Genomic DNA, 26,437 nt, shown 5'->3' with positions numbered 1-26,437 from the left:
AAGACAACGTCCGATGCAATTCCCCGAGTCCTGGCTGCGCGAGTTCTGCAACCCGCCGCTCGCCGCCCAACAGATCGCCGAGACGCTCACGATGGGCGGGCTCGAAGTCGAGGAGCTGAAGCTCGCGGCGCCTCCATTCACGAGAGTCGTCGTCGGCGAGATCAAGGAAGCCGTGCAGCATCCGAACGCGGACCGCCTGCGCGTGTGCCAGGTCGACGTCGGCGCCGGTGCGCTCCTCAACATCGTCTGCGGTGCGCCCAACGCGCGCGTGGGCATCCGCGTGCCGACGGCGCTCGTGGGTGCGGTGCTGCCCCCGGGCGAGGACGGCAAGCCGTTCGAAATCCGCTCGGGGCAGCTGCGCGGGGTGGAAAGCGCGGGCATGCTGTGCTCGGCCCGCGAGTTGAAGCTGAGCGAAGACCACAGCGGATTGCTGGAGCTCGACGCGGACGCGCCGCTTGGCCGCGACGTGCGAGAGGTCCTGAACCTCGACGATCATGTCTTCACGCTCAAGCTCACGCCCAATCTTGCGCACGCGTTGAGCGTGTACGGCGTCGCTCGCGAGCTCGCCGCGCTGACGGGCTCGCCGCTCGCGCAGCCTTCGTTCGAAGGCGTTCGTGCGGCGAACGACACGAAGCTCGAGGTGCATGTCGAAGCGTCCGATCTCTGCGGCCGCTTCTCCGGCCGCGTGATCCGCAATGTCGACACGAAGGCGAAGACGCCGCGGTGGATGGTCGACCGGCTCGCGCGCTGCGGCCAGCGCAGCGTGACCGCGCTCGTGGACATCTCCAACTACGTGATGTTCGAGTTCGGCCGGCCTTCCCACATCTTCGACTATGACAAGCTGCACGGCGCGCTCCACGTGCGCTGGGGCCGCAAAGGCGAACAACTGAAGCTGCTGAACGGCAACACCGTCGAAGTCGGCGAGACGGTGGGCGTGATCGCCGACGACGTGCAGGTCGAGTCGCTCGCGGGCATCATGGGCGGCGACGCGACGGCGGTGTCCGACGACACGAAGAACGTCTACGTGGAAGCCGCCTTCTGGTGGCCCGAGGCGATCCAGGGGCGTTCGCGCCGCTACGGGTTCTCCACCGACGCCGGGCACCGGTTCGAACGCGGCGTCGACCCGAGCCAGACGGTGGAGCACATCGAGCGCATCACGCGGCTCGTGATGGACATCTGCGGCGGCGAGCCCGGTCCCATGGACGACCAGGTGGCGAAGCTGCCCGAACGCAAGCCGGTGGCCCTGCGTGTCGCGCGTGCGGCAAAGGTGATCGGCATGCCCGTCACCGCCGCGCAGTGCCTCGATGCGTTCGCGCGGCTCGGCCTCGCCGCCGCGGAGGAGGGCGGCGTGATCACCGTTGCGCCGCCGCCGTACCGGTTCGACCTCACGCTCGAGGAGGACCTGATCGAGGAAGTGACGCGCATCGTCGGCTACAACAACCTGCCCGAAGCGCCTCCGCTCGCGCCCATCACGGCGCGCGTGCGCGCGGAAGGCGAGCGCAGCGCCTTCGACGCGCGGCGGCTGCTGGCCGCGCTCGGCTACCAGGAGACGATCAGCTACAGCTTCGTCGAGGAAGCGTGGGAGCGGGACCTCGCGGGCCGCGCTGACCCGATTCGTCTCCTGAACCCGATCGCGAGCCCGATGAGCGTGATGCGGTCTTCTCTCGTGGGGTCGCTCCTGCAGGTGCTGCGTCACAACCTCGACCGCAAGGCCGAGCGAGTGCGCGTGTTCGAGATCGGGCGCGTGTTCATTCGCGACGCATCGGTGAGCACCACCGATGCCACTGTGCATGGGGTGCATCAGCCGATGCGCGCGGCCGCGCTCGCCTACGGCCCCGCCGACGGGCTGCAATGGGCGCGCAAGGACGGCCCGGCCGACTTCTACGATGCCAAGGGCGACGTCGAATCGCTCTTGTCGCCTGCTCGTGCTCGGTTCGTGCCCGGCGAGCACCCCGCGCTGCACCCGGGCCGCTGTGCGCGAATCCTGCTCGATGGCCGCGAGATCGGCGTCGTGGGCGAGCTTCACCCCCGGTGGCGCCAGCAGTGGGAGTTGCCGCACGCACCGGTGCTCTTCGAGCTGGACATGCAGGCCGTGCTTGCGCGGCGCGTGCCGGTCTTCGAGCCGGTGCCTCGCGTCCAGCCGTCCGAGCGCGACATCGCGGTCATCGTGGCCGACCACGTGACGCATGACTCCGTGATCGAGGCCGTGCATGCGGCGGCGACGGGCGGGCTGCTGCGCGACGCGGTGCTCTTCGATCTATACAAGCCCAAGCAGCCGACGGCCGGGCTCGGCGCGGGCGAGAAGAGCCTCGCCGTGCGCTTGACGCTGGCAAGCACCGAAGCCACACTCACCGACGAGCAGATCGATGCAGCCGTGCGCGCCGTGGTGCAGGCAATCGGGGAGCGGCTCGGCGGCCGCTTGAGGGGATGAGGATGGCGCAGCCGATGACAAGAATCCAGCCGGAGGACACCATGGATTTCGCGGTCGAGAGCCTGGAGACCCCGGCGCTCACGAAGGCGCAGCTCGCCGAACTGCTCTTCGAGCAGATCGGCCTGAACAAGCGCGAATCGAAGGACATGATCGACGCGTTCTTCGAGCTGATCTCCACGAGCCTCGTGGAAGGCAAGGACGTCAAGATTTCGGGCTTCGGCAATTTCCAGATTCGCACCAAGGCCCCCAGGCCGGGCCGCAACCCCCGAACGGGAGAGGCGATCCCGATCGATGCGCGCCGGGTCGTGACGTTCCACGCGAGCCACAAGCTCAAGGAGCAGATTCAGGGCAATGCCGGCGACGAGGCCGCCGACGGCTGAGGCTCGCCCTTCCCCCCCAGACAGGGTCCTTAAAAAAGCAACGCTCGCCGGATGCCCGGCGCGGCTTGGCTTTGCATTGACGGTCAGTTAGAGTAACCTTGGAGCTTTCTCTCCTACAACATTGATTTCAATGGAGAAAGCCCTCCCAGCCATACCGGCGAAGCGCTACTTCACCATCGGCGAGGTCAGCGAACTGTGCGGCGTCAAGCCCCACGTGCTACGGTATTGGGAGCAGGAGTTCACGCAGCTGCGTCCGATGAAGCGGCGCGGCAATCGGCGCTACTACCAGCACCACGAGGTGCTCATGATCCGGCGCATCCGCGACCTGCTGTACGACCAGGGCTTCACCATCAGCGGCGCGCGCAACAAGCTGCAGGAGATCGTGCAGGTGGAGCGCGACAAGCGCCGCGCGGGCGAGGTGATGCTCGATGGCGTGGAAGTGATCGAGGTCGACGATTCGAGTTTTCCCGAATCGTCTTTCGATGACGCGACCGCCGAGGAGCGCGAGCTCTTTTCGCAGAAGCTGCAGTTCGTGCGACGCGAGCTGTTCGAGATTCGCGACCTGCTCAGTTCGACGCATTGAGCGGCCGCTATAATCCGCAATTCGGCGTGTAGCGCAGCCTGGTAGCGCACTTGCATGGGGTGCAAGGGGTCGCGAGTTCGAATCCCGCCACGCCGACCAGTCGACAAGGTGAACGGAAGCCGCCCGGCGTGCGCACGCCCGGCGGCTTCTTCGTTTTTAAGTGTGGCGTGCCGGCATGGGTCACGCATACAATCCCCGCAGCATGGCCACCGTCGTCTTTGCGGATCTTGTCGGCAGCACCGGAATCTTCGAGCGGCTCGGGGACGAGACCGCCGGTCGCTTCGTCACCCAGCTCACCACCGCGCTTTCCAAGACCTTCGAGGAACACAAGGGGCGCGTGATCAAGTTGCTGGGCGACGGTCTCTTCGTCGTGTTCCCGCTCGAGGAGGATGCGATCCGCTCCTGCGTCGCGATCCAGAAGCGGCTGCTCGAGAAGCCGGTCTATCCCGGTCATCTCGCCACGCCGGTGCAGATGCAGATGGGCGTCGAGTCCGGCGAAGTGGTCGAGATCGAGGGCGACTGCTACGGCGACGCCGTCAACAGCGCCGCGCGCCTCGCCGACCTGGCGGGCGCCGACCAGATTCTCACGACCCAGCGCGTGCGCGATGCGCTGTCGCTCGAGCTGCAGGCCGACTTGCGCAGCCTCGGGCCGATCTACCTGCGCGGCAAGGGCGAGGCCAACGAAGTGTTCCGGGTGGAATGGCAGCCGCAGCAGGACTCCGACGCGACCGTGATGGGCGTGTCGATGTTCAAGCCGCCGCGCGATGCGCACCTCGAGATCGTGGCCGCGGGCAAAATGCTGCAATTGCAGCCGCGCGGCCCGAAGCTCACGCTCGGACGATCGATCACGGCGGATCTCACCGTGAACGACGGGCGGGTTTCGCGCGTGCATGCCACCGTGGAGTGGCGCGGTGGGCAGTTCGTGCTGGGCGACGCTTCGAGCTTCGGCACATGGGTGTACATGGGCAACCAGACGGAGCCGGTGGTCCTGCGCCGCACGGAATGCTATCTGGTGGGGCAGGGCGTCATTGCCCTCGGATGCGACCGCAATGCGGAGGACGCGCCACTGGTGACGTTCGCCGTCAAAGGGTGACGCCCGCCGGGGCCCACCATGGCGCTGGAACTGCGCATCGCGGGACCCGGCCTCGACGTGACCCGGCGGCTGGAGCCGGGACAGCCCGCGCTCATCCTCGGGCGCGATGCGGAATGCACGGTCTGCCTGCCCGATACCGAACGCAACGTGTCGCGCCGGCACCTGAGCGTGTGGAACGAAGGCGACCAGCTCCACTTCCACGTGCTGTCGGTGGTGAATGGCGTGGACATGCCTTTCGGCGAAGCGCCTCCCGGTGCGCGCGGCATCCTGCCCGTGGGGCAGGTGCTGAAGATCGCGGCCTACACGCTCACCGTCGAATCGGCCGCGGGATCGCACCGGGCCGATGCGGACCCATGGGTGACCCTGCGCCATGGCGATCCGCAGGAGACGCAACCCGTGCCGCTGCACGGGCTCGATTCCGAAGCCGACCCGTTCGGCGACTGGGGATTCGAGACGACCTTCGGTTCGGACGATCCGCAGGGCGGCGGTGGCCTGCATGCCGACGGCTTGACCGTGGCGCAGGATATCGCGGCCTTCTACCAGGGACTCGGTATCCAGCCGCAGAAAGTGGGCGTGCTGAGCCAGGGCGAGCTCGAGGCGATCGGCCGGACGGTGCGCATCGCGATGATCGGTGTGGTCGAATTGCACAAGTCCGTTGTGGGCGCGAAACAGGAACTGCGCGCGGAAGACCGCACGATGCTCGCGCCGAAGGGCGAGAAGAATCCGCTGAAGGAAGGCTCGATGCCGCAGGACGTGGCCCTGCACTTTCTCTTCGGCGGCCGCGTGGCCGCTGCGGGCTACATGGGGCCGGAGCGCGCGCTGCGCGAGGTGATGGCGGACCTCAGGGTCCACGAGGAAGCCAGCGCCGCGGCAGTGCGCGCGGCGATCGAGGGGGTGCTGCGCGAGTTCGACCCGGAGGCGATGAAAAAGCGCCTGATCGGCGACGGGTCGCACCTTTTCGAATCCTCTCGCGCGTGGGATGCGTACACGAAGGAATACGATGGGCGCCGGGAGCAGCTGACCGAATGGGCCCAACGACTTTTGGACAAATACTTCGCCGGCGCGTATCTGCGCGAGAGCCAGCGTTTGAAGCGCGAGACAGGCGCGAAGCGACCCTAGCGTCATTTCGACGATGCGGCGCTAGAATCCTTTTCCATTTGTAAACCACGGCGCCGAAGTGAGTCTCAAGAAACTGGGTCGCTACGAGCTGGTCCGAGTCCTTGGCAAAGGCGCCATGGGGATCGTCTACGAGGGTAAGGACCCGAACCTCGATCGCCGCGTGGCGATCAAGACGGTGAAGGTGGAAAACCTCTCGGAGGAAGCGGCTGCGGAATACGAGCACCGGTTCCGCACCGAGGCGCGTTCGGCCGCACGCCTGCAGCACCCGAACATCGTGAGCGTGTACGACTCCGACCGGGACGGCGACATCGCCTTTCTCGTGATGGAGTTCATCCAGGGCGACGACCTGAAGCAACACCTGGATCACGGCACGCGCTATTCGCTCGAACAGTCGCTCAAGATCATCCGCGACCTGCTCTCCGCGCTCGATTACGCGCACAAGCAGGGCATCGTGCACCGCGACATCAAGCCGGCCAACCTGCTGATCGAGCCGAGCGGGCGCGTGAAGCTCACCGATTTCGGGGTGGCACGCATCCAGGATTCGGGCGAAGCCACGCGCACGCAGGGCAGCATGGTGGGCACGCTCAAGTACATGTCGCCGGAGCAGGTGCAGGGGCAGAAGGTCGATGCGCGGGCGGACCTCTTCTCCGTGGGCGTGGTGCTCTACCAGCTCCTCACGGACAAGCGGCCCTTCGACGGCGACAACGACTTCTCGATCATCCACGCGATCATCGGGCACGACCCGCCGCCGCCGAGCTCGGTCAATCCGCGCCTGCCCAATGCGATCGATGCGGTGGTCGCGCGCGCGCTTGCGAAGTCGCGCGACGAACGATTCGCCAGTGCGCGCGATTTCGCGGTCGCGTTGCAGTCGGCGATCCGCCGCGCGGAAGACCAGACGGTGGTGCCGCCGGCCGATCCCACGAAGAAGCCCGACCGGGGCGCGACGAACACGCCGGGCGCGATGACGAGCCCGGGCGGACGCAGCGTTCCAGGCTCGCCCGGGGCGAGCAGCTCCGTGCCGGGCAATCTCACTTCGCCGGGCTCGATGAGCACGGTCACCCAGGAAGTCGAGCTCGTCTACTGGAAGGACATCAAGGAGTCGAACGACCCGGAGGAATTCCACGCCTTCCTCGAGCGTTTTCCGGCGGGAATCTATGCCGACCTCGCGCGGCGGCGCCTGCGCAAGCTGCTGGGCGGCGGAGACTCCACGGTGCTCGGCGAGCCCGATCTCGAAGCGACACGGATGCGGCCGGCCGACTCTTCGCGGCCGCCGACGAAAGACGCGGTGTCAGCCGGTCCGGGCGCGAGTGGGTCGGACGACGTGCTCGACGACGACAGCGACTGGACGCCGACCGTGGTCGAGCCCCTGCGTCCGGATGTGGCGGAAGCCGCCGCAGCGGCCGCGGCCGCCGCTGCGGCAGGGTCCGCCGAAGCGCGAACGCCCGGGGCCGCCGTGCCTTCTGGCAAGCCTTCTCCTGCGGCACCCGCTTCCGACGCGGCACGAACAGCGACACCGGGGACACCGGCGTCGACCGCGACGGCGACGCCTTCTACGCCTTCTACGCCGTCTGCGCAGCCCGCGAAGAAGAAGCCGCCGATCGCCGTGCTGGCCGGTGTGGCCGCGCTCGTGGTGATTGCGGGAATCGGCGGGGTCATGATGGCGGGCAAGAAGGCCGAAGTGCCTCCCGATGCCGCGCTGGCAGCGGCTTCCGCGCCCGCCTCGGGCGCCGTGGCGGCCGCCAGTGTGCCGGTGCCCGCGGCGTCCACCGTGGCGGCGGCAGCGTCGGCGGAAGCGGCTGCGGCGGCGAGCGCGGCGGCTTCGGAGGCTTCGGCGGCCGCGGCGGCCTCCGCCGCGAAGGCGGCCTCGCTGGCCAAGCACGTGTCGAGTGCGCCGCGCAAGCAAGCCAGCAAGCCGGTGAAGCCCGAGGTCCAGCCGGTCGAGCCGCCCCGCTCGATCCTCGTTGCGCCGGTGATGCCGCAGCCGCAGGCTTCGCGGCCGACGTTCGCGCCTCCGCCGCCGCCCACTTCGAACGACTTCGCGAAGGTCGACGAATGCAAGGACAAGGTCTTTCTCTCGCGCGAACTGTGCCTCGCCGAGCATTGCGACAAGCCCGGCGCGCGCAATCACCCGCTGTGCGTGAAGCGGCGCGAGGACGCGCGTCTGCGCGAGGAAAGCAAGGTGCGGCAGGGGCCGCAGCAGTCACCCTGAACGGGGTGATCAGACGATATCGAATGCGTGCACTTCGAACCGCCCCTTGCGGCGATCCTCGAAGTAGCGATGCAGCGTTTCCTTCACCGTTCGAAACGCGATCTCTTCCCACGGGATCTCGTCTTCGGTGAAGAGACGCGCCTCGATCGTCTCGTGCCCGGGGTTGAAGGCCTCGCTCAGGAGCTTCGCGCGATAGAAGAGGTGCACCTGGCCCACGCGCGGCACGCTCATTACCGTGATGAGGCCTTGCATTTCAAAGAGCGCGCCGGCTTCCTCGTCGGTTTCGCGCGCCGCGCCCTGTTCGGTCGTCTCGCCGAGCTCCATGAAGCCCGCGGGCAAGGTCCACTTGCCCCAGCGCGGCTCGATGTTGCGCTTGCAAAGGAGCACCTGGTCGCCCCAGTGCGGCACCGTACCGACGACGGGAAGCGGGTTCTCGTAGTGGATGGTGTCGCACGCGGGGCAGACCGCGCGCTCGCGGGTGTCGCCGTCGTCGGGAATCCGGTAGACGACGGTCGTGCCGCAGTTGCGGCAATGCTTGATCGGGCTCCTGAACATCAGGCAGGCAGTTTACAGACTCCCATGCTTTCGTCTCCGGGGTTTGCAGTGAAGCGCATGGAACCGCCGCGCGCGGTTGCGTTACGAACCGGGTTCAAAGAAAGGATTTTCCATGCCCTCTTCCATCATCTTCGGTGTTGCCGCCGCAGCTGACACTTCTTCCGGAACCACGATCGGCACCGCGTCAGGCGTGCAGCAGGTGGAGCCGGGCGCCCGCCGCGGGAATTTCTTTGCCAATCCGGCGTACTACGCCGAAATCTCGAACGAACTGGTGCAACCATTTCAGGCCGTCTGCAACGGTCCGCTGAGCGATATCGCAGGTATCGGCACGGAAGAGGACACTCCAGCGGCCGCGCAAGCCATCGCCGCGCGTCTTGACGCCACGCTCACGCCGTTGGCGCCGCACGACCGCGATACGGTGCTCTGGGCGAGTGTCGGCCGCTACGTGACGATAGGCCGCCCCGACCAGGTCGCGCAGCTTGAAAGAGGCCTGGGCCGTGTGAAGGCGCACCTTGCCGGGAACACCAACATCGGCGCGATCGAGAATCTGTTGCCGACGGCTCGCCAGGCATACGACCAATTCAACCAGCCCAAGTTCAGCAAGTCGCAATCCTGACCCCATCAGCGGGTCGACGGCGTCTGCGGGAAACCTCAGCGCGCCGGGGTGACCTTGACGCTCAACGGCGAAAGTCCGGTCACGCCGCCTTCCAGCAGGTCGCCGGCCACCACCGCCGCCACGCCTTCCGGCGTGCCGGTGAAGATCAGGTCGCCCGGGGCGAGTTCCCAGGCCTTCGACAGGTGCTCGACGATCTCGCCCAGATTCCAGATCAGCTTCGAAACGTTGCTGCGCTGGCGGTCCTGACCGTTCACCTTCAGCCAGATCTCGGCATTCTCGACGTCGCCGACCTGCGCCGCAGGCGTGACGGCGCCGATCGGCGCCGACTGCTCGAAGCTCTTGCCGATTTCCCACGGCCGGCCCTGCTTCTTCATTTCGCCTTGCAGGTCGCGCCGCGTCATGTCGAGACCCACGGCATAACCCCAGATGTGCTTGCGCGCATCGGCCGCGGCGATGTTGCGTCCGCCCGTTCCGATGCAGGCCACGAGCTCGATCTCGTGATGCAGGTCCTTGGTGAGGCTCGGATATTCGATCTTGCCGGTCTCGCCCTCAGGAACGGGAACGACGGCGTCGGCCGGCTTGAAGAAGAAAAAAGGTGGCTCGCGGCCCGTGAAGCCCATTTCCTTCGCGTGCTCCACGTAGTTACGCCCCACGCAGTACACGCGGCGCACGGGAAAGCGTTCGGCGCGGCCGACGACCGGCAGGCTCGCGACCGGCGCGGGAGGGATGACGTAGCTCATGACAACCTTTCTGTGGGGCCTGGAAGGCGCGCCTTCCGCGGATCGAGCACCGAGTGTGCCACGGCAAGCCTCGGCGCATCGATGCGACGGCGGCGCATCAGGATTGCAGCGCGCGCTTCAACTGCGACGCGCACAGCTGCACGGCGACGTTGGCCTCGTCGATGACGCGGCCCATGAGGATGAAGCCATGAATCTGCCGTTCGAAGCACACGAGCGACGCACGATTGCCGCTTTCGGACAGACGCTGCGCGTACTCGAGCCCTTCGTCGCGCAACGGATCGTAGCCCGCGGTGAGCACGAAGGCACTCGGCAGGTTCGCCAGATTCGGCTGCAGCAACGGCGACGCGCGCCAGTCCCGATCGCTTGAACCGCTTCCCAGATAGTGACCGAGGTAATAACGCACCGAGTCCTTCGTGAGCAGATAACCCTCGCCGTTCGCGACGTGGGAGGGATGCCCGCAACGCGCGTCGGTGGCCGGATAGATGAGAAGTTGAAACGCGATGGGCAGCTTGCCCGCGTCACGCGCCATGATCGACACGACCGCCGCGAGATTGCCGCCCGCGCTGTCGCCGCCGACGGCGATGCGTGACGGGTCCACGAGCAAGTCGGCCGCGTGTCCGTGCACCCAGCCGAGCGCGGCCATCGAATCGTCGACGGCGGCCGGGAACGGGTGTTCCGGGGCGAGGCGATAGTCGACGGAGATCACCGCGCAATCGGCACCGTTGCACAGTTCGCGGCAGAGCGTGTCGTGCGTGTCGAGGTCGCCGATCGTCCAGCCGCCGCCGTGGTAGTACACGAGCGCAGGCAACGCGGCTGCCGCCGGGCTGCCGATCGGGCGGTAGAGCCGCAGCGCGACGCCATCCGCATCGATGTCCCGCACGTGCGCCACCTCGGGCGGCGAGGGCTGCGTGAACGCGCGCCGGTCGCGATAGAGCTTGCGCGCGTCCTCGGGGGTGAGCGTGTGCGTGGGCGGGACGCCTCTTTCCTCGATCAGACGCAGCAGCGCGCGGGACTGGGGGTGCAGCATGGCTGGCTCCTTGCGTTTGGCGGCAGTATGCTCGAAGAATGAAGCTGCACAACTACTTCCGTTCGTCCGCGTCGTTTCGCGTCCGCATCGCGCTTCAGCTGAAGGGCCTGCCTTACGAATACCTGCCCGTGCACCTGGTGAAGGGCGAGCACCGGCAGGACCGCTTCGCGGGCATCGCGCCTTCTCGCCTCGTCCCCGTGCTGGAAACGGACGGAGGTGAACTCCTCAGCCAGTCGCTCGCGATCATGGAGTATCTCGACGAGACGCATCCGGAGCCGGCGCTCCTGCCGCGCGAAGCAGGAGAGCGCGCGCACGTGCGCGCGCTCGCGCTGCTCGTCGCGTGCGAAATCCATCCGCTGAACAACCTGCGCGTGCTGAAGTACCTCGCCAACGAGCTGAAGCTCGACGAGGAAACCCGCAACGGCTGGTACCGCCACTGGGTGCGCGTGGGCCTCGAAGCGTACGAACGCGAACTCGCGCGGCTGCCGGCGTCGACCTACTCCTGCGGCGACACGCCGACGATCGCGGACTGCTGCCTCGTGCCGCAAATCTTCAATGGGCGGCGCGTGAACACCGACTACAGCGGACTCGACCGCACGATGCGCGTCTTCGATGCGTGCATGGAACTGCCCGCTTTCCAGAAGGCGCAGCCTTCCGCCCAGCCGGACAGCGAACCTTGAACCTGCCGCTTCACTTGCCGCTTCACTTGCCGCTTCTCCTGCCCGACTGGACGGCGCCGCGCGGCGTGCGAGCCGCATGTTCGACGCGCTCGAGTGGCGTCTCTGCGCCGCCGTACGATTCGCTCAATCTCGGGGACCACGTCGGTGACGGCGAAGCGAACGTCGCCGCCAACCGCGACCTGTTCGCGCGGGCGATTCAGGCGCAACCCGTCTTCATGCATCAGGTCCACGGCGTCGGGGTCGTGCGGCTGGACGCGCGCACCCCGCACGGCATCGAAGCCGATGCGTGCTTCACCACCGAGCGCGGCGTCGCGTGCACGATCATGGTGGCCGATTGCCTGCCGGTGCTCTTGACCGATGCGCGCGGCGAAACGATCGCAGCGGCGCATTGCGGCTGGCGCAGCCTCTCGGGCGGAGTGATCGAAGCGGTCTGCGCAAAGCTCGCGACCGAGGGCGCCATGGCCTGGCTCGGCCCATGCATCGGCCCGCGCGCGTTCGAAGTCGGACCGGAGGTCAAGGCCGTATTCGAAGCGGACGACGCGGCCGCCGCGCGGCATTTCAAGCCGCATCGCGAAGGCAAGTGGCTGGCCGACCTTGCGGCCCTGGCGCGCATGCGACTGCAGCGATGCGGCGTGAACTTGATCTGCGGCAACGATGGCACCGACGCCTGGTGTACCGTCGGCAACCCCGCGCGGTTCTTCTCGCACCGGCGGGACAGGGGTCTCTCCGGCCGGATGGCCGCCTGCATCTGGCGCACCTGAACTGGACTGGACCGAGCTGGACTGGGAGCATTGGCATGTTGCACTGCAACATGAATGATGGGATACTTCGGGTTAACCAGAAGAACCAAAGGAGACAAGATGAATTCTCAGGCAGATTGGGCTGCCGCCGCACTGCAGTTCCCGCAGGAACTCGCCCACAGCTGGAACAAGGCGCTCGAATCGTTTCACCTGGCGCCGCTGCCCACCGAAGCGTTGCCGCAGCTCACGTTCTCCACCGAGAAGCTGCAGGCGCTGCAGAAGGCCTACGTGCAGGAAGCCGCGCAGATCTGGAACCAGGGGCTCGGGGTCAACCCGGGCACGTCCGACAAGCGCTTCGCCTCCGATGCGTGGTCGCACAATCCCTTCGCCGCCTTTTCCGCCGCCGTGTACCTGCTGAACGCCCGCACGCTGCTCGGGATGGCCGAGGCTGCCGAGACGGATCACAAGACCAAGGCGCGGCTGCGTTTCGCGGTGGAGCAATGGATGGCCGCATCGGCGCCCAGCAACTTCCTCGCGCTCAATGCCGAAGCGCAGAAGAAGGCGATCGAGACGCATGGCGAGAGCATCGCGCGCGGCCTGAAGAACCTGCTCGCGGACATCCAGCAGGGGCACGTCTCGATGACGGACGAGAGCGCGTTCGAGGTGGGCCGCAACGTCGCGACCACTGAAGGCGCGGTGGTGTTCGAAAACGAGCTCTTCCAGCTCATCGAATACAAGCCGCTCACGAAGCAGGTGTACGAGCGACCGTTCCTCGTCGTGCCGCCTTGCATCAACAAGTTCTATATCCTCGACCTGCAGCCGGACAACTCGCTGATCCGCTACCTCGTCGAGCAGGGCCATCGCACCTTCGTCGTGAGCTGGCGCAACCCGGACGCGAGCCTCGAGCACAAGACCTGGGACGACTACATCGAAGACGCCGCGATCCGGGCGATTCGCGTGGTGCAGGAAATTTCCGGCCGCAAGGAACTCAACGCGCTCGGCTTCTGCGTGGGCGGCACGATCCTCGGCACGGCGCTCGCGGTGCTCGCCGCCCGCGGTGAAAAGCCCGTGAAGGCCGCAACCTTCCTCACCACACTGCTCGACTTCAGCGACACGGGCGTGCTCGACATCTTCGTCGACGAAACCGCCGTCAAGATGCGCGAATACCAGCTGGGCCAGGGCGGCCTCCTTCCCGGCCAGGACCTTGCCTCCACCTTCAGCTTTCTCAGGCCGAACGACCTCGTGTGGAACTACGTGGTCGGCAACTACCTGAAAGGCGAAACCCCTCCGCCGTTCGACCTGCTCTACTGGAACAGCGACTCGACCAACCTGCCCGGGCCGATGTACACCTGGTACCTGCGCAATACGTACCTCGAGAACAACCTCGTGAAGCCGGGCAAGCTCACCGTGTGCGGCGAGAAGGTCGACCTTGGCAGCGTCGACATCCCGGTTTATATCTACGGTTCGCGCGAGGACCACATCGTGCCCATCAAAGGCGCCTACGCTTCGGTGCAGCACCTGCCCGGCAGGAAGCGCTTCGTCATGGGCGCGTCGGGGCACATCGCCGGTGTGATCAACCCTCCGGCGAAGAACAAGCGCTCCTACTGGACGAACGAGAAGCTCGGCCAGTCGCTCGAAGAGTGGACGAAGGGCGCGAAGGAACACCCCGGCAGCTGGTGGCCCGACTGGGCGGGCTGGCTGAAGGGGCACGCGGGCAAGCAGGTGCCCGCACCGAAGGGCTACGGCCGAGCGCCGCGGTACAAGGCGATCGAGCCGGCACCGGGCCGTTACGTCAAGGCAAAGGCTTGAAGAAAGAGAGAAAGATCATGGAAGACATCGTCATCGTTTCCGCAGTGCGCACCGCCGTCGGCAAGTTCGGCGGCTCGCTCGCCAGGATCCCGGCCACCGAGCTCGGCTCCATCGTGATCCGGGAAGCGCTCGCGCGCGCCCGGGTCGACCCCGCGCAGGTGGGCGAGGTGATCATGGGCCAGGTGCTTGCCGCGGGCGCCGGCCAGAATCCGGCTCGCCAGGCATCGCTGAAGGCGGGCCTGCCGAAGGAAGTACCGGCCCTCACCATCAACGCCGTGTGCGGCTCGGGCCTGAAGGCCGTGATGCTCGCCGCGCAGGCGATCGCCTGGGGCGACAGCGAAATCGTCGTGGCCGGCGGGCAGGAGAACATGAGCGCGGCACCCCACGTCCTCATGAACTCGCGCGACGGCCAGCGCATGGGCGACTGGAAGATGATCGACTCGATGATCGTGGACGGCCTGTGGGACGTCTACAACCAGTACCACATGGGCATCACCGCCGAAAACGTCGCGAAGCAGTACGCGATCGACCGCGCCTCGCAAGATGCGCTCGCGCTCGCGAGCCAGCAGAAGGCCGCGGCCGCGCAGGAAGCGGGCAAGTTCAAGGACGAAATCGTTCCCGTCTCGATCCCGCAGAAAAAGGGCGAGCCGCTCGCCTTCGACGCCGACGAATTCATCAACAAGAAGACCAGCGCCGAGGCGCTCGCGGGTCTGCGCCCCGCGTTCGACAAGGCGGGTACCGTGACAGCGGGCAATGCCTCCGGCATCAACGACGGCGCGGCAGCGGTGGTGGTGATGAGCGCGAAGAAAGCCGCGGCGCTCGGCCTGAAGCCGCTCGCGCGCATCGCCGCGTTCGGCACGTCGGGCCTCGATCCGGCCACGATGGGCATGGGCCCGGTGCCGGCGTCGCGCAAGGCGCTGCAGCGCGCCGGGTGGAACGTGCAGGACGTGAACCTGTTCGAACTGAACGAAGCTTTCGCGGCGCAGGCGTGCGCGGTGAACAAGGAGCTGGGCATCGACCCGGCCAAGGTCAACGTGAACGGCGGCGCCATCGCGATCGGGCACCCGATCGGTGCATCCGGCTGCCGCATCCTCGTCACACTGCTGCACGAAATGCAGCGCCGCGAGGTACGCAAGGGGCTCGCCGCCCTGTGCATCGGCGGCGGCATGGGGGTTTCCCTTGCCGTCGAACGTCCGTGAAGCAGTACAACCCGTGAACCAGCGAGAGAGACAGGAGAGCAGCGAATGAGCCAGAAAATTGCATACGTCACCGGCGGCATGGGCGGCATCGGCACCGCCATCTGCCACCGCCTCCACAAGGACGGCTTCAAGGTCATCGCGGGCTGCGGCCCCACGCGTGACTTCAACAAGTGGCTCGATGAACAGAAGGCGCTCGGCTTCACGTTCTACGCGTCGGTCGGCAACGTGAGCGACTGGGAGTCCACCGTGTCGGCATTCGGCAAGGCGAAAGCCGAGCACGGCCCGATCGACGTGCTCGTGAACAACGCGGGCATCACGCGCGACCGCATGTTCCTCAAGATGACGCCCGACGACTGGAAGCAGGTGATCGACACCAACCTCAACTCCATGTTCAACGTGACCAAGCAGGTCGTGGCGGACATGGTGGAGAAAGGCTGGGGCCGCATCATCAACATCAGCTCGGTGAACGGCGAGAAGGGCCAGGCAGGCCAGACGAACTATTCGGCCGCCAAGGCCGGCATGCACGGCTTCACGATGGCGCTGGCGCAGGAGCTCGCCTCCAAGGGGGTCACCGTGAACACCGTGAGCCCGGGCTACATCGGCACCGACATGGTGAAGGCGATCCGCCAGGACGTGCTGGACAAGATCGTCGCGACCGTTCCGGTCAAGCGTCTCGGCGAGCCGGGCGAGATCGCGTCGATCATCTCGTGGCTCGCCGGCGAGGAGAGCGGTTATTCCACCGGCGCGGACTTCTCCGTGAACGGTGGGCTGCACATGGGCTGACCTACTCCACCAGGTCCTCGATCACGAGGTGCCTGTACTTCTGGCCGTAGGAGATCCGCGCGCGCTTCAGGACGTTCATGATGTGGTCGGTCTCCGCGGCCGTGGGCGCGTGGATCATGAGGGCCCAGTGGCCCTGGCTCGCGAGTTCGGCGAAGCGCCGCACGGTGTCGGCTTCGGTGCCGGCCGAAGGCAGCGGTATGTCCGCGTTGCCGACCGTGCGCGCGATCTCTTCCTGGATCACCTGGGGCGAGACGAGCGACACCGATTCGCCGCTGTAGCCGTCGTCCTCGAGCATCTTCTCCGCGTCGCGCGCGTCCTGTTCGCTCGGGAACATGAGGAACATGTGGCCGGTGGGGTAGAACACGCCGCGCAGCGTGACCATGTTCGGCTCGATGTGGAAAGCTTTCATGCGCAACTCCTTCCTGGGCTCGTCCTTGTTGCCGAATTACCGCCCATGGCCGGGCTTGCGTCTGTCGGCGCGGGCGTGTTGCGGATGTAGGAACGCTGCCGTGCCCGAAGAATGGAACGGGCGGCGGCGGAAGTCAAATGCCGCGCTGAAATGCGCGAGGCCCGAGGGGAAGCGCGCGCAAGCTCAGCCGATCAGCGTGCGCAGCATCGTGCGGCCGGTGATCATCGCGCCGTTGTCGCCACGATAGAGCCCGGCAGGCTTCACCGTCCAGAAGGCCGGGCCCGTGCCGAAGACACCCGTCGTCCGGCGCTGCAGCACGCCCAGTTCCATGAGGGCCTCGCAGGAGGTCGGGCTGGTCTGGTAGAGGGCCTGCATGTTGCGCCCGATCTCGGAGCTCGCGGCCACCGAAATCGTGGCCGCGCGCCCGCGGCTCGGGGGCACGGGCGGCGACGCCGAGAAGAACATCTGGTAGATCTGCGGAAAGCCGAGCTTGAAGCATTCCACGTGGTGCTGGTTCACGAAGAAGTTCGGCGTTTCGCTCATGTAGCGGTCGAGCTCGTTGCCGACGTCGCGCGTGATGATGCCGCCCATCGCGGCCTTGCCGACGCCCTTCTTGCCGAGCTTGCCGTAGGCCTTCTGTTTCTTCTTCACGAGCGCGTACTTCTCGCTCAGCTGCATCGCGCTGAAGATCGTTTCGGCTTCCGTGAAGCGCGTGCCCATGCCGGCCAGGAACTTGTAGGACATGTAGCGGCAGATTTCCGGGACCTCGTTCAGGTTGGAGTCCTTGCCGAGCTTCACGGGCGTGTCGTGCGAGCCGGGGAAGGGAAGCAGGGCGAGCTTCGTCGCGTCGCGGTTTTCCACGCGGATGCGGTTGATGTCCTGCGGGCGGAAGCCGCCGCGCCGGTCGTCCATCATGAGGACAGCCACGTAGTTCTTCACGATCTGCGGGATCGTGTACGTGTCGGCCACCGCCGTGCCCAGGTCGCCGCCGGCCACCGGGTCCACGGCGAAGATGTTCACGTTCATCCCGCCGCCGAAGAACTCCTGGATCCAGTTGGCCATCCGCATGCAGGTGATGGCGCCCCGGCTCCAGCCGACCATGTTCACCGTGTGGCCCGTGAAATCAGTCCATTTGTTCGCCATGGCGGCGATGGCGTGGCGGATGTTGTCGTCCATGCCTTCGCCGTAGACGAGGCCGCGCGCGGTGTCGCTGCTGCGCAGGGCGATCGTGCCCACGGGAACCACGATGGGCGAGAGGAGGGTGGAGACGAGCCCCGCGCCCACGCCGGCCTTGCCGCCCTGGTACATGTTGCCGATGCCGCTCACCACGTTGCCCACGTTGCTCGGGTTGTACGTGGGCGCGGAGCCGCCGGTTTCCCAGCTCGACACGTCCATGATGCGGTTGCTGGTGCGGCTCCAGGAGGGGGCCGAGCCCTTCGCGCCCTTGTTACGGTCGAAGGCGTCGAAGGTGCCCGCCATGCGGTTCACGGTGTCGGACTTCACGCCCTTGCCCGGCCCGTCGAGGATCAGCCAGTCGTCGTATTCGGTACCCGCGGCCTTCGCCGACAACGCATGGACCAGCTCGGTGCTGTGGCCGTTGGCGCGGTGCTCATTGGTACCATGGCAGAAAACCGTGAAGACAGCCACAGGCGGACCCTCCGTTTCGCCTCATCATACGGGCGAAGCGTGTCAAGACCATCACGTTTTCCATGACTTGGGCGCGGACCGGCCCTCGCAGTGGCGCCGCCCGTGAAGAACCGCGCGGCGGCGTTGGTGTTTGGGGATGGCGATGCGAGATTCGGCCGCCGCACCTGGTCACCACGAAAGAACAGCCACGCCGCTTGGGGTCGCGCGCCACACGAAGGGACGCCCCGAAGCCTTGTCGGCGGCCGTCGCTGGAGCCTGTTGCTTCATGCTCGGATCAACGCATCGGCCAAACCGTGGTGGCCTTTTTCAGCGTGGCTCTAGTGAATGGCGGGAGCGAACGCGATGGCGAACCTTTCGCAAAGTACTCCGAGCTTCTTGTCGAGCGTCCAGAGCTTCGCGCCCGGTGTGAGCAGTGTCGATGCGAGCAGCGACATGTCCACGAGGCCGCACCCGAGGCCGTAGAGCTTCTCCGTCTCGACGAAGCGCAGCACTTCCTCATGGCTCGCGGGGCGCACCGAAGTCAGCAGGGCCATGTCCTGGAGAGTCCGGTCCCGCGAGGGCGGAGTTCCGCAGGCAAGCTCCCCGATCACCATCGGATGCGTCAGGGCCTCGTCGACGACGACCAGATCGACCAGCACCTTGTTGGCGCGGCGGAAGTGGTGGACCCACACCGAGGTGTCGACGAGTACGCTCATCGACCGTTACCGCCGGCGCGGCGACGCGGAATCCCCTTCATCCGCGGCGCGGCGCCTCCCAAGGCTGCCAGCCGCTTCGATGCCTGCACACGCACGTACGTCTTCATGGCTTCGCGGAAGATCTCGGACTTCTCCAGGCCGGGATCGGCCAGCTCCAGGGCCTTCTCGTAAAGCGCGTCTTCGATGGTGACCGTGGTGCGCACGTGAGCTCCTGAATTGATGTAGAGTCACATCAATTATGACATCAAGCCGCCAAGAAGAATATTGCGACTCTCCATGAATCAAGACGTTGGCTGCGACGAATCCCCGTGGCGGATGTGCGTCGCACCGATGATGGACTGGACCGACCGCCACTGCCGCCACTTCCACCGTCTCCTCACCCGCCGCACGCGCCTCTACACCGAGATGGTGACCACGGGCGCATTGCTGCACGGCGATGTTCCGCGGCACCTTTCCTTCGATGCGGCCGAGCATCCCCTCGCGCTGCAGCTCGGCGGAAGCGAACCCGCCGACCTCGCGCAATGCGCCAGACTGGGCGAGCAGTGGGGCTACGACGAGATCAACCTCAACTGCGGCTGCCCGAGCGAGCGCGTGCAGCGCGGCGCGTTCGGGGCCTGTCTCATGGCCGAGCCACGGCTCGTCGCCGACTGCGTGAAGGCGATGGCCGATGCGGTCGCCATCCCCATCACGGTCAAGCACCGCATCGGCATCGACCGCACGGAAAGCTACGAGTTCGTGCGCGATTTCGTGGGCACGGTGGCCCAGGCGGGCTGCCGCGTCTTCCTCGTGCACGCGCGCAACGCCTGGCTGAAGGGGCTCTCGCCGAAGGAAAACCGCGAGGTTCCGCCGCTGCGCTACGAAGTCGTCCATCGTCTCAAGAACGATTTTCCTCATCTCGTCTTCGGCGTGAACGGCGGCGTCACGCGCGATGCGCAGGTGCACGAGCAGCTTGAGACGCTCGACGGCGTGATGATCGGACGCGAGGCCTACCACCACCCGTGGTGGCTCGCGAGCTGGGACGCGCTCTATTGGAGCGAATCGCCCGTCGACCTCAGCCGCGAAGAGGTGGAGGAGGGCGTGGTGGCGTACATGGAACGCGAGGCGGCTCGTCGCGGCACGCCTTGGGCCAACGTCGCGCGCCACATGATGGGCCTCTACAACGGCGTCGCCGGTGCCCGGAAGTGGCGGCAGGTCTGGAGCGATCACCGCCTGAAATCGCTCGCGCCGCGCGAAGTGATGTCCATCGCGCGCCGAGCGATGCGAGTCGCGCAGCCTGTGGATTGAGTCAGGGCGCTTGCGGCCGCCACCGTTCGCGCCTAAAATAGTTTAAGCCTAAACAAATCACGATTGAAGCAAGGCCCGAGGCCAGCCATGCGAGGAGCGCGCCCATGAAGATCACCTGCATCGGCGGCGGCCCCGCCGGCCTGTACTTCGCCCTGCTGATGAAGCTGCAGGACCCGTCGCATCGCATCGCGGTGGTGGAACGCAACCGTCCTTACGACACATTCGGCTGGGGCGTCGTGTTCTCCGATCAGACGCTCGGCAACCTGCAGCTCGCCGACCCCGAAAGCGCGCGGCAGATCCTCGACGCGTTCAACCACTGGGACGACATCGAAGTCCATATCCGCGGCGCGCGCATCCGCTCCGGCGGTCACGGCTTTTGCGGCATCGGCCGCAAGCGCCTCCTCAACATCCTGCAAAAGCGTTGCGAGGCGCTCGGTGTGGAACTCGTCTTCGAGTGCGACGTGCAGGACGACTCGGCCTACGCGGACTCGGACCTGATCATCGCGAGCGACGGCCTGAACAGCCGCATTCGCTCCAAGTACGCATCGACTTACGAACCGGACGTCGACGTGCGAAAGTGCCGCTTCGTCTGGCTCGGCACGCACAAGCTCTTCGACGCCTTCACCTTCGCCTTCGAGGAAACGCCCCACGGCTGGTTCCAGGCGCACTGCTATCGCTTCGACGCGGAGACGTCCACCTTCATCGTCGAAACGCCGGAAGAGACATGGCAGAAGGCGGGGCTGGACCGGATGGAGAAGGAGGAGTCGATCGCTTTTTGCGAGAGCCTCTTCGCGAAATACCTCGACGGGCACAAGCTGATATCCAACGCTTCGCACCTGCGGGGCTCGGCCCAGTGGATCAAGTTCCCGCGCGTCGTGTGCCGGCACTGGGTGCATCACAACGGCCGCACGCCCGTCGTGCTGATGGGCGATGCGGCGCACACGGCGCACTTCTCGATCGGCTCCGGGACCAAGCTGGCGCTGGAAGATGCGATCGAGCTCGCGCGTTCGATCGGCAGGCACCCCGGCGACCTGGCGCGGGCCCTGGAGGAGTACGAAGCCGTCCGCAGCGTCGAAGTGCTTCGCATCCAGAACGCGGCTCGCAACTCCACCGAATGGTTCGAGAACGTCGAGCGCTACGTCAACCTGCCACCCGAGCAGTTCGCGTATTCCCTCCTCACGCGCAGCCAGCGCATCAGCCACGAAAACCTGCGCCTGCGCGACAGGCAATACGTCGAGCGCTACGAGGACTGGATCGCGCAGGCCGCCGGCGTCCACCGCGAGCCCGCGCGGCAGCCGATTCCGCCCATGTTCACGCCCTTCACCGCGCGCGGCGTCACGCTGAAGAACCGCGTCGTGGTCTCCCCCATGGCGCAATACTCGTGCGTGGAGGGCGTGCCGGACGACTATCACCTCGTGCATCTCGGCTCGCGCGCGATGGGGGGCGCGGGGATGGTGGTCGTGGAGATGACCTGTCCATCGCCCGATGCGCGCATCACGCCGGGGTGCCCCGGCCTCTGGAGCGAGACACAGCGCGACGCTTTCAGGCGCATCGCCGATTTCGTTCACGCGAACACGGACGCGAAGATCGCGATGCAGCTCGGCCACGCCGGCGCGAAAGGTTCGACACGCGTGCCGTGGGAAGGCGAGGACTTGCCGCTCGAATCGGGCAACTGGCCGCTCGTGTCGGCTTCGCCGCAGCAGTACATCGATGGTGTGAGCGACGTGTCTCGCGCCATGACCCGCGCCGACATGGACCGCGTGCGGGACGACTTTGTGCGCAGCACGCGCTACGCCGCCGAAGCGGGCTTCGACTGGCTGGAGCTGCATTGCGCGCACGGCTACCTGCTCTCGTCCTTCATCTCGCCGCTCACCAACCAGCGCACCGACGAATTCGGCGGCTCGCTCGAAAACCGCTTGCGCTTTCCGCTCGAAGTGTTCGCCGCCATGCGCGCCGTGTGGCCCGAGCACCTGCCGATGTCGGTGCGCATTTCGGCGCACGACTGGGTCGAAGGCGGCATCACGCCGGACGACGCGGTGCGGATCGCCCGGACGTTCAAGGCCGCGGGCGCCGACATGATCGATTGTTCCTCCGGCCAGGTGTCGAAGAAGCAGAAGCCCGTGTACGGCCGCATGTACCAGACGCCGTTTGCCGATCGCATCCGCAACGAAGCGGGCATCGCGACCATCGCGGTGGGCGCGATTTCCGAAGCCGACCACGTGAACAGCATCATCGCGGCAGGCCGCGCCGACTTGTGCGCGATCGCGCGGCCGCATCTGGCCAACCCGGCGTGGACGCTGCTCGAAGCGGCGAAGATCGGCTACCACGACCTGCGCTGGCCGAAGCAATATCGCTCGGCCAAGACGCAGCTCGAACGCAATCTGGAGCGGGAGAAGGCGATGACTTCAGCCCCAGCGCCGCAAGAGTGACACGCCCGCCCCTCGTCGTGTGGCGGTCAGCGAAGCGCACCTCACCGCCCATCCGCCGCAGTCCAGGAGACATTCATGAACTCAAAAGACAACCGCATCGACCCCGGACTCGTCGCCGGTAACACCCGGCCGGCCGCAGGCTACGAAGCGAAGCATTTCCTCTGGAAGGTGGCCGCCGGCGTAGCCAGCATCACCCTCGACCGCCCCGAGCGCAAGAATCCGCTCACGTTCGAGTCGTACGCCGAACTGCGCGACCTTTTCCTCCAACTCCGATACGCAGACGACGTGCATGCGGTGGTCGTGCAGGGCGCGGGCGGCAACTTCTGCTCCGGCGGCGACGTGCACGAGATCATCGGGCCGCTGCTGAAGCTGAAGGCGCCCGAGCTGCTCGTCTTCACGCGCATGACGGGCGACCTGGTGAAGGCGATGCGCGGCTGCCCGCAACCGATCGTCGCGGCGGTCGACGGCGTCTGCGCGGGCGCCGGTGCGATCGTGGCGATGGCATCGGACCTGCGGGTGGGCACGGCGCGCAGCAAGACCGCATTCCTCTTCAACCGCGTAGGTCTGGCGGGCTGCGACATGGGCGCCTGCGCGATGCTGCCGCGCATCGTCGGCCAGGGCCGTGCGAGCGAGCTGCTCTACACGGGCCGCTCGATGAGCGGCGAGGAAGGCGAGCGCTGGGGCTGGTTCAATCGGCTCGCGTCGCCCGAGGCGCTCGATGAGGAAGCGCATGCGCTCGCGCGCAACCTCGCATCCGGCCCGACGTTCGCCAACGGCATCACGAAGACGATGCTCCACCAGGAGTGGGCGATGACGATCGAACAGGCGATCGAGTCGGAAGCGCAGGCGCAGGCGATCTGCATGATGACCCAGGACTTCCGGCGCGCCTACGATGCCTTCGTCGCGAAGGGCAAACCGAAGTTCGAGGGCAACTGAGATGAACCACCTCGACTGGCCCTTCTTCGAAGAGCGGCATCGTGAGCTCGCGGGCGAGCTCGACGCATGGGCGAGCGCCAGCGTTCGCGACGAGCATGGCGGCGATGTCGATGCGACTTGCCGCAAGCTCGTGAAGATGCTCGGACAAGGCGGCTGGCTGCGCCATGCGGTGGATGGCAGCGGAAAGATCGACACGCGTGCGATCTGCCTCATCCGCGAGACGCTCGCGCGTCACAACGGGCTCGCGGATTTCGCGTTCGCGATGCAAGGGCTCGGCTCCGGTGCGATCTCGCTGCAGGGAACGGCCGCGCAGCAGGAGCGCTATCTGCCTCGCGTGGCGCGGGGAGAGGCGATCGCCGCCTTCGCATTGTCCGAGCCGCAGGCGGGGTCGGACGTCGCGGCGATGCAGTGCGCCGCGCGTGTGGAAGGCGACTTCGCGATCCTCGACGGCGAGAAGACCTGGATTTCCAACGGCGGCATCGCCGACTTCTACGTGGTCTTCTGCCGCACGGGTGAAGCGCCCGGAGCTCGCGGGATTTCTGCATTCATCGTGGATGCCGGCACGCCGGGGTTGGAGATCGCCGAGCGCATCGAAGTGATCGCGCCGCATCCGCTCGCGCGGCTGAAGTTCAGCGGCTGCAAGGTGCCGCTCGCGCAGCGGATCGGCGCGGCGGGCGAGGGCTTCAAGGTCGCGATGCGCACGCTCGACGTGTTCCGCACGTCGGTTGCCGCGGCCGCGCTCGGCTTCGCGCGCCGGGCGATGGAAGAAGCCCTCGAGCGCGCGAGGACGCGCAGGATGTTCAACCAGACGCTTGCCGACTTCCAGCTCACGCAGGCGAAGCTCGCGCAGATGGCGACGACGATCGACAGCGCCGCGCTGCTGGTCTATCGCGCCGCGTGGCAGCGTGACGAGGGACGCAATGTGACGCGCGAAGCCGCGATGGCGAAGATGGCCGCCACCGAGGGCGCTCAGCAGGTGATCGACGCGGCCGTGCAGATGTTCGGCGGGCTGGGCGTGGTGAGCGGGGTCGCCGTGGAGCGGCTCTACCGCGAAATCCGTGCGCTGCGCATCTACGAAGGCGCAACCGAAGTGCAGCAGCTCATCATCGCGCGCGAGCTGCTCAAAGGAGAGAAGTGATGCACGAGACGATCCAGCCTTCGAACTGGCTGCGGCCGAAGGGCTATGCGAACGGCGTCGTGGCGAGCGGCCGCATGCTGTTCGTCGCGGGCATGATCGGCTGGGATGCCGAGCAGCGCTTCGCCGGCGACGACTTCGCGACACAGGCGCGGCAGGCGCTCACGAACATTGCCGAGGTGCTGAAGGCCGCAGGCGGAAAGCCCGAGCACATCGTGCGGATGACGTGGTACGTGACGGACAAACGCGAATACCTGGCCGCCGCGGCCGATGTGGGGCGCGCCTTCCGGGAAGTCATTGGCAGTTATGCTATTGCCATGACGGCCGTGGAAGTGAGGGCCTTGATCGAAGACCGGGCGAAGGTCGAGATCGAAGCGACTGCCATGCTGCCGGATTGAATGCGTTCGCGGGGCGCCCTTCGGTTGCCCTGCCGCACGCCCAAGGAAAGCCATGCCCAAAGCCACCTTCAACTGGTCCGACCCCCTGCTGCTCGAGTCGCAGATCACCGACGACGAGCGCGCCGTGCGCGATGCGGCCCACGCCTATTGCCAGGAAAAGCTGGCGCCGCGCGTGCTCGAATCGTTCCGCCACGAAAAGACCGATCCCGCGATCTTTCGCGAGATGGGCGAACTCGGCCTGCTCGGCCCCACGATTGCCGAGCAGTACGGCGGCGCGGGCCTGAACTACGTCTGCTACGGCCTCGTCGCGCGCGAGGTCGAGCGCGTCGATTCCGGCTACCGCTCGATGATGAGCGTGCAGTCGTCGCTTGTCATGGTCCCCATCGACGAATTCGGCAACGAGGCCACGAAGCGGAAGTACCTGCCGAAGCTCGCGCGAGGCGAATGGATCGGCTGCTTCGGCCTCACCGAGCCGAACCATGGCAGCGACCCCGGCAGCATGATCACGCGCGCGCGCAAGACGGACGGCGGCTACAGGCTCACGGGCTCGAAGATGTGGATCACGAATTCGCCCATCGCGGACGTGTTCGTGGTGTGGGCCAAGGACGACGAAGGCGCCATTCGCGGCTTCGTGCTGGAAAAGGGCTGGAAGGGCCTCACGGCACCGAAGATCGAAGGCAAGGTGGGCCTTCGCACCTCCATCACCGGCGAGGTCGTGATGGACGAGGTGTTCTGCCCCGAGGAAAACGCCTTCCCCGAAGTGCGCGGCCTGAAGGGCCCCTTCACGTGCCTCAACTCCGCGCGTTACGGCATCGCCTGGGGCGCGCTCGGCGCGGCCGAAGACTGCTGGCACCGCGCCCGCCAGTACGTGCTCGATCGCAAGCAGTTCGGCAAGCCGCTCGCGGCGAACCAGCTCGTGCAGAAGAAGCTCGCGGACATGCAGACCGAAATCACGCTCGGCCTGCAAGGGTGCCTGCGCCTCGGCCGCATGAAGGACGAGGGCACGGCATCGGTCGAGATCACCTCCATCATGAAGCGCAACTCCTGCGGCAAGGCGCTGGACATCGCGCGGCTCGCGCGCGACATGATGGGCGGCAACGGCATCAGCGACGAGTTCGGCGTCGCGCGGCACCTCGTGAACCTCGAGGTCGTGAACACGTACGAAGGCACGCACGACATCCATGCGCTGATCCTGGGACGCGCGCAGACGGGCATCGCGGCCTTCTGAGCCTCACTCGGTCGGCCGCGCCTCGAACCAGTCGAAGTGGGGGAAGGGCGGGCGGACTTCGGTCACATCCATGCCGTCCACGAGCGCATCGGGCATGTCGTTTTCCATCCAGTCGCACATGGCGTCGAGCTGCGCGGGCGTGCCTTGCAGCAGCGCCTCGACCGAATCGTCCATGCGATTGCGCACCCACCCCGTGATGCTGCGTGAGCGGGCCTGCGCGATGCACGCGTCCCGGTAGCCGATACCCTGCACGCGGCCGCGCACACGCACGAGGCGGGTCTGAAGCAAGGTGTCGTCGACCATGACATCCGC

General features: G+C 66.7%; 26 protein-coding genes and 1 tRNA gene. 19 read left to right on the top strand and 8 right to left on the bottom strand.

The window, feature by feature from the left end:
* Positions 1-13 precede the first annotated feature (13 nt).
* From pheT to VHA82_RS21755, 7 genes are all read left to right on the top strand, one after another.
* Positions 14-2,431 carry a phenylalanine--tRNA ligase subunit beta gene (pheT, locus tag VHA82_RS21785; RefSeq protein ID WP_325547270.1) on the top strand — a complete coding sequence of 806 codons (2,418 nt, stop codon included), beginning with the start codon at positions 14-16 and terminating at the stop codon, positions 2,429-2,431.
* 41 nt (positions 2,432-2,472) lie between these two features.
* A complete protein-coding gene (locus VHA82_RS21780; RefSeq protein WP_325547402.1) occupies positions 2,473-2,811 on the top strand; it encodes an integration host factor subunit alpha in 339 nt (112 codons plus the stop codon).
* A gap of 130 nt (positions 2,812-2,941) precedes the next feature.
* A complete protein-coding gene (locus VHA82_RS21775; RefSeq protein WP_325547269.1) occupies positions 2,942-3,394 on the top strand; it encodes a MerR family transcriptional regulator in 453 nt (150 codons plus the stop codon).
* A gap of 22 nt (positions 3,395-3,416) precedes the next feature.
* Positions 3,417-3,493, top strand: a tRNA-Pro gene (locus VHA82_RS21770).
* A gap of 103 nt (positions 3,494-3,596) precedes the next feature.
* On the top strand, positions 3,597-4,487 hold the full coding sequence (locus VHA82_RS21765; protein ID WP_325547268.1) for an adenylate/guanylate cyclase domain-containing protein: 891 nt from the start codon (positions 3,597-3,599) through the stop codon (positions 4,485-4,487).
* An 18-nt stretch (positions 4,488-4,505) separates the two neighbouring features.
* A complete protein-coding gene (locus tag VHA82_RS21760; RefSeq protein WP_325547267.1) occupies positions 4,506-5,606 on the top strand; it encodes a type VI secretion system-associated FHA domain protein in 1,101 nt (366 codons plus the stop codon).
* Positions 5,607-5,664: 58 nt separating this feature from the next.
* Positions 5,665-7,815: a serine/threonine-protein kinase gene (locus tag VHA82_RS21755; protein ID WP_325547266.1), complete on the top strand. Its 2,151-nt coding sequence runs from the start codon at positions 5,665-5,667 to the stop codon at positions 7,813-7,815.
* 9 nt (positions 7,816-7,824) lie between these two features.
* Here VHA82_RS21755 and VHA82_RS21750 read toward each other — a convergent pair whose 3' ends face one another.
* The gene (locus VHA82_RS21750) at positions 7,825-8,373 is read right to left on the bottom strand and encodes an NUDIX hydrolase (protein WP_325547401.1); all 549 of its coding nucleotides are present in this window, start codon (positions 8,371-8,373) and stop codon (positions 7,825-7,827) included.
* A 109-nt stretch (positions 8,374-8,482) separates the two neighbouring features.
* Between VHA82_RS21750 and VHA82_RS21745 the strand changes: the two genes are divergently transcribed.
* Positions 8,483-8,986: a hypothetical protein gene (locus VHA82_RS21745; protein WP_325547265.1), complete on the top strand. Its 504-nt coding sequence runs from the start codon at positions 8,483-8,485 to the stop codon at positions 8,984-8,986.
* Positions 8,987-9,021: 35 nt separating this feature from the next.
* On the opposite strand, the gene VHA82_RS21740 is transcribed toward VHA82_RS21745, so the two are convergent.
* Positions 9,022-9,726 carry a fumarylacetoacetate hydrolase family protein gene (locus tag VHA82_RS21740; protein ID WP_325547264.1) on the bottom strand — a complete coding sequence of 235 codons (705 nt, stop codon included), beginning with the start codon at positions 9,724-9,726 and terminating at the stop codon, positions 9,022-9,024.
* A gap of 97 nt (positions 9,727-9,823) precedes the next feature.
* The gene (locus VHA82_RS21735) at positions 9,824-10,753 is read right to left on the bottom strand and encodes an alpha/beta hydrolase (protein ID WP_325547263.1); all 930 of its coding nucleotides are present in this window, start codon (positions 10,751-10,753) and stop codon (positions 9,824-9,826) included.
* Positions 10,754-10,791: 38 nt separating this feature from the next.
* On the opposite strand from VHA82_RS21735, the gene maiA reads away from it, so the two are divergent.
* From maiA to phbB, 5 genes are all read left to right on the top strand, one after another.
* Entirely contained in the window at positions 10,792-11,433 is a 642-nt protein-coding gene (maiA, locus tag VHA82_RS21730) for a maleylacetoacetate isomerase (protein ID WP_325547262.1), read from the top strand.
* The gene (gene pgeF / locus VHA82_RS21725; protein ID WP_325547261.1) at positions 11,430-12,194 is read left to right on the top strand and encodes a peptidoglycan editing factor PgeF; all 765 of its coding nucleotides are present in this window, start codon (positions 11,430-11,432) and stop codon (positions 12,192-12,194) included. Before maiA ends, pgeF begins: the two co-directional genes overlap by 4 nt.
* Positions 12,195-12,293: 99 nt before the next feature.
* Complete coding sequence (locus VHA82_RS21720; protein WP_325547260.1) at positions 12,294-13,982, top strand: class I poly(R)-hydroxyalkanoic acid synthase; 1,689 nt, start codon at positions 12,294-12,296, stop codon at positions 13,980-13,982.
* A 17-nt stretch (positions 13,983-13,999) separates the two neighbouring features.
* Complete coding sequence (locus tag VHA82_RS21715; RefSeq protein ID WP_325547259.1) at positions 14,000-15,181, top strand: acetyl-CoA C-acetyltransferase; 1,182 nt, start codon at positions 14,000-14,002, stop codon at positions 15,179-15,181.
* A 45-nt stretch (positions 15,182-15,226) separates the two neighbouring features.
* Positions 15,227-15,964, top strand: a complete 738-nt coding sequence (phbB, locus tag VHA82_RS21710; RefSeq protein WP_325547258.1) for an acetoacetyl-CoA reductase — start codon at positions 15,227-15,229, stop codon at positions 15,962-15,964.
* Position 15,965: 1 nt separating this feature from the next.
* On the opposite strand, the gene VHA82_RS21705 is transcribed toward phbB, so the two are convergent.
* From VHA82_RS21705 to VHA82_RS21690, 4 genes are all read right to left on the bottom strand, one after another.
* The gene (locus VHA82_RS21705) at positions 15,966-16,373 is read right to left on the bottom strand and encodes an RNA-binding protein (protein WP_325547257.1); all 408 of its coding nucleotides are present in this window, start codon (positions 16,371-16,373) and stop codon (positions 15,966-15,968) included.
* 183 nt (positions 16,374-16,556) lie between these two features.
* A complete protein-coding gene (locus VHA82_RS21700) occupies positions 16,557-18,020 on the bottom strand; it encodes a DUF5621 domain-containing protein (RefSeq protein WP_325547256.1) in 1,464 nt (487 codons plus the stop codon).
* 317 nt (positions 18,021-18,337) lie between these two features.
* Positions 18,338-18,715 (bottom strand): type II toxin-antitoxin system VapC family toxin, encoded by a 378-nt coding sequence (locus VHA82_RS21695; protein WP_325547255.1) that lies wholly within the window; start codon positions 18,713-18,715, stop codon positions 18,338-18,340.
* Positions 18,712-18,918: a type II toxin-antitoxin system VapB family antitoxin gene (locus tag VHA82_RS21690; RefSeq protein WP_325547254.1), complete on the bottom strand. Its 207-nt coding sequence runs from the start codon at positions 18,916-18,918 to the stop codon at positions 18,712-18,714. Before VHA82_RS21690 ends, VHA82_RS21695 begins: the two co-directional genes overlap by 4 nt.
* 73 nt (positions 18,919-18,991) lie before the next feature.
* Here VHA82_RS21690 and dusA point away from each other — a divergent pair, with 73 nt between their 5' ends.
* The 6 genes from dusA (at position 18,992) to VHA82_RS21660 (ending at position 26,125) form a co-directional block, all read left to right on the top strand.
* A complete protein-coding gene (gene dusA, locus VHA82_RS21685) occupies positions 18,992-19,999 on the top strand; it encodes a tRNA dihydrouridine(20/20a) synthase DusA (protein WP_325547253.1) in 1,008 nt (335 codons plus the stop codon).
* 104 nt (positions 20,000-20,103) lie between these two features.
* Positions 20,104-22,428 carry a bifunctional salicylyl-CoA 5-hydroxylase/oxidoreductase gene (locus tag VHA82_RS21680; RefSeq protein ID WP_325547252.1) on the top strand — a complete coding sequence of 775 codons (2,325 nt, stop codon included), beginning with the start codon at positions 20,104-20,106 and terminating at the stop codon, positions 22,426-22,428.
* Between the two features lie 75 nt (positions 22,429-22,503).
* Complete coding sequence (locus VHA82_RS21675) at positions 22,504-23,364, top strand: enoyl-CoA hydratase family protein (protein ID WP_325547251.1); 861 nt, start codon at positions 22,504-22,506, stop codon at positions 23,362-23,364.
* A gap of 1 nt (position 23,365) precedes the next feature.
* Positions 23,366-24,502: an acyl-CoA dehydrogenase family protein gene (locus VHA82_RS21670; protein ID WP_325547250.1), complete on the top strand. Its 1,137-nt coding sequence runs from the start codon at positions 23,366-23,368 to the stop codon at positions 24,500-24,502.
* Positions 24,502-24,897, top strand: coding sequence for a RidA family protein (locus tag VHA82_RS21665; protein ID WP_325547249.1), 396 nt, complete (start codon positions 24,502-24,504; stop codon positions 24,895-24,897). Before VHA82_RS21670 ends, VHA82_RS21665 begins: the two co-directional genes overlap by 1 nt.
* Before the next feature lie 52 nt (positions 24,898-24,949).
* Positions 24,950-26,125: an acyl-CoA dehydrogenase gene (locus VHA82_RS21660; protein WP_325547248.1), complete on the top strand. Its 1,176-nt coding sequence runs from the start codon at positions 24,950-24,952 to the stop codon at positions 26,123-26,125.
* Between the two features lie 3 nt (positions 26,126-26,128).
* Here the strand turns inward: VHA82_RS21660 and VHA82_RS21655 are convergent, their stop codons facing one another.
* Entirely contained in the window at positions 26,129-26,428 is a 300-nt protein-coding gene (locus VHA82_RS21655) for an acylphosphatase (protein WP_325547247.1), read from the bottom strand.
* Positions 26,429-26,437: the final 9 nt, after the last annotated feature.

Origin of the sequence: Ramlibacter sp. (assembly GCF_035548915.1) — a bacterium.
GTDB lineage: Bacteria > Pseudomonadota > Gammaproteobacteria > Burkholderiales > Burkholderiaceae_C > Ramlibacter.
Note: the sequence above shows the minus strand (reverse complement) of the source record. Positions and strands in the feature narration are given on the sequence as shown.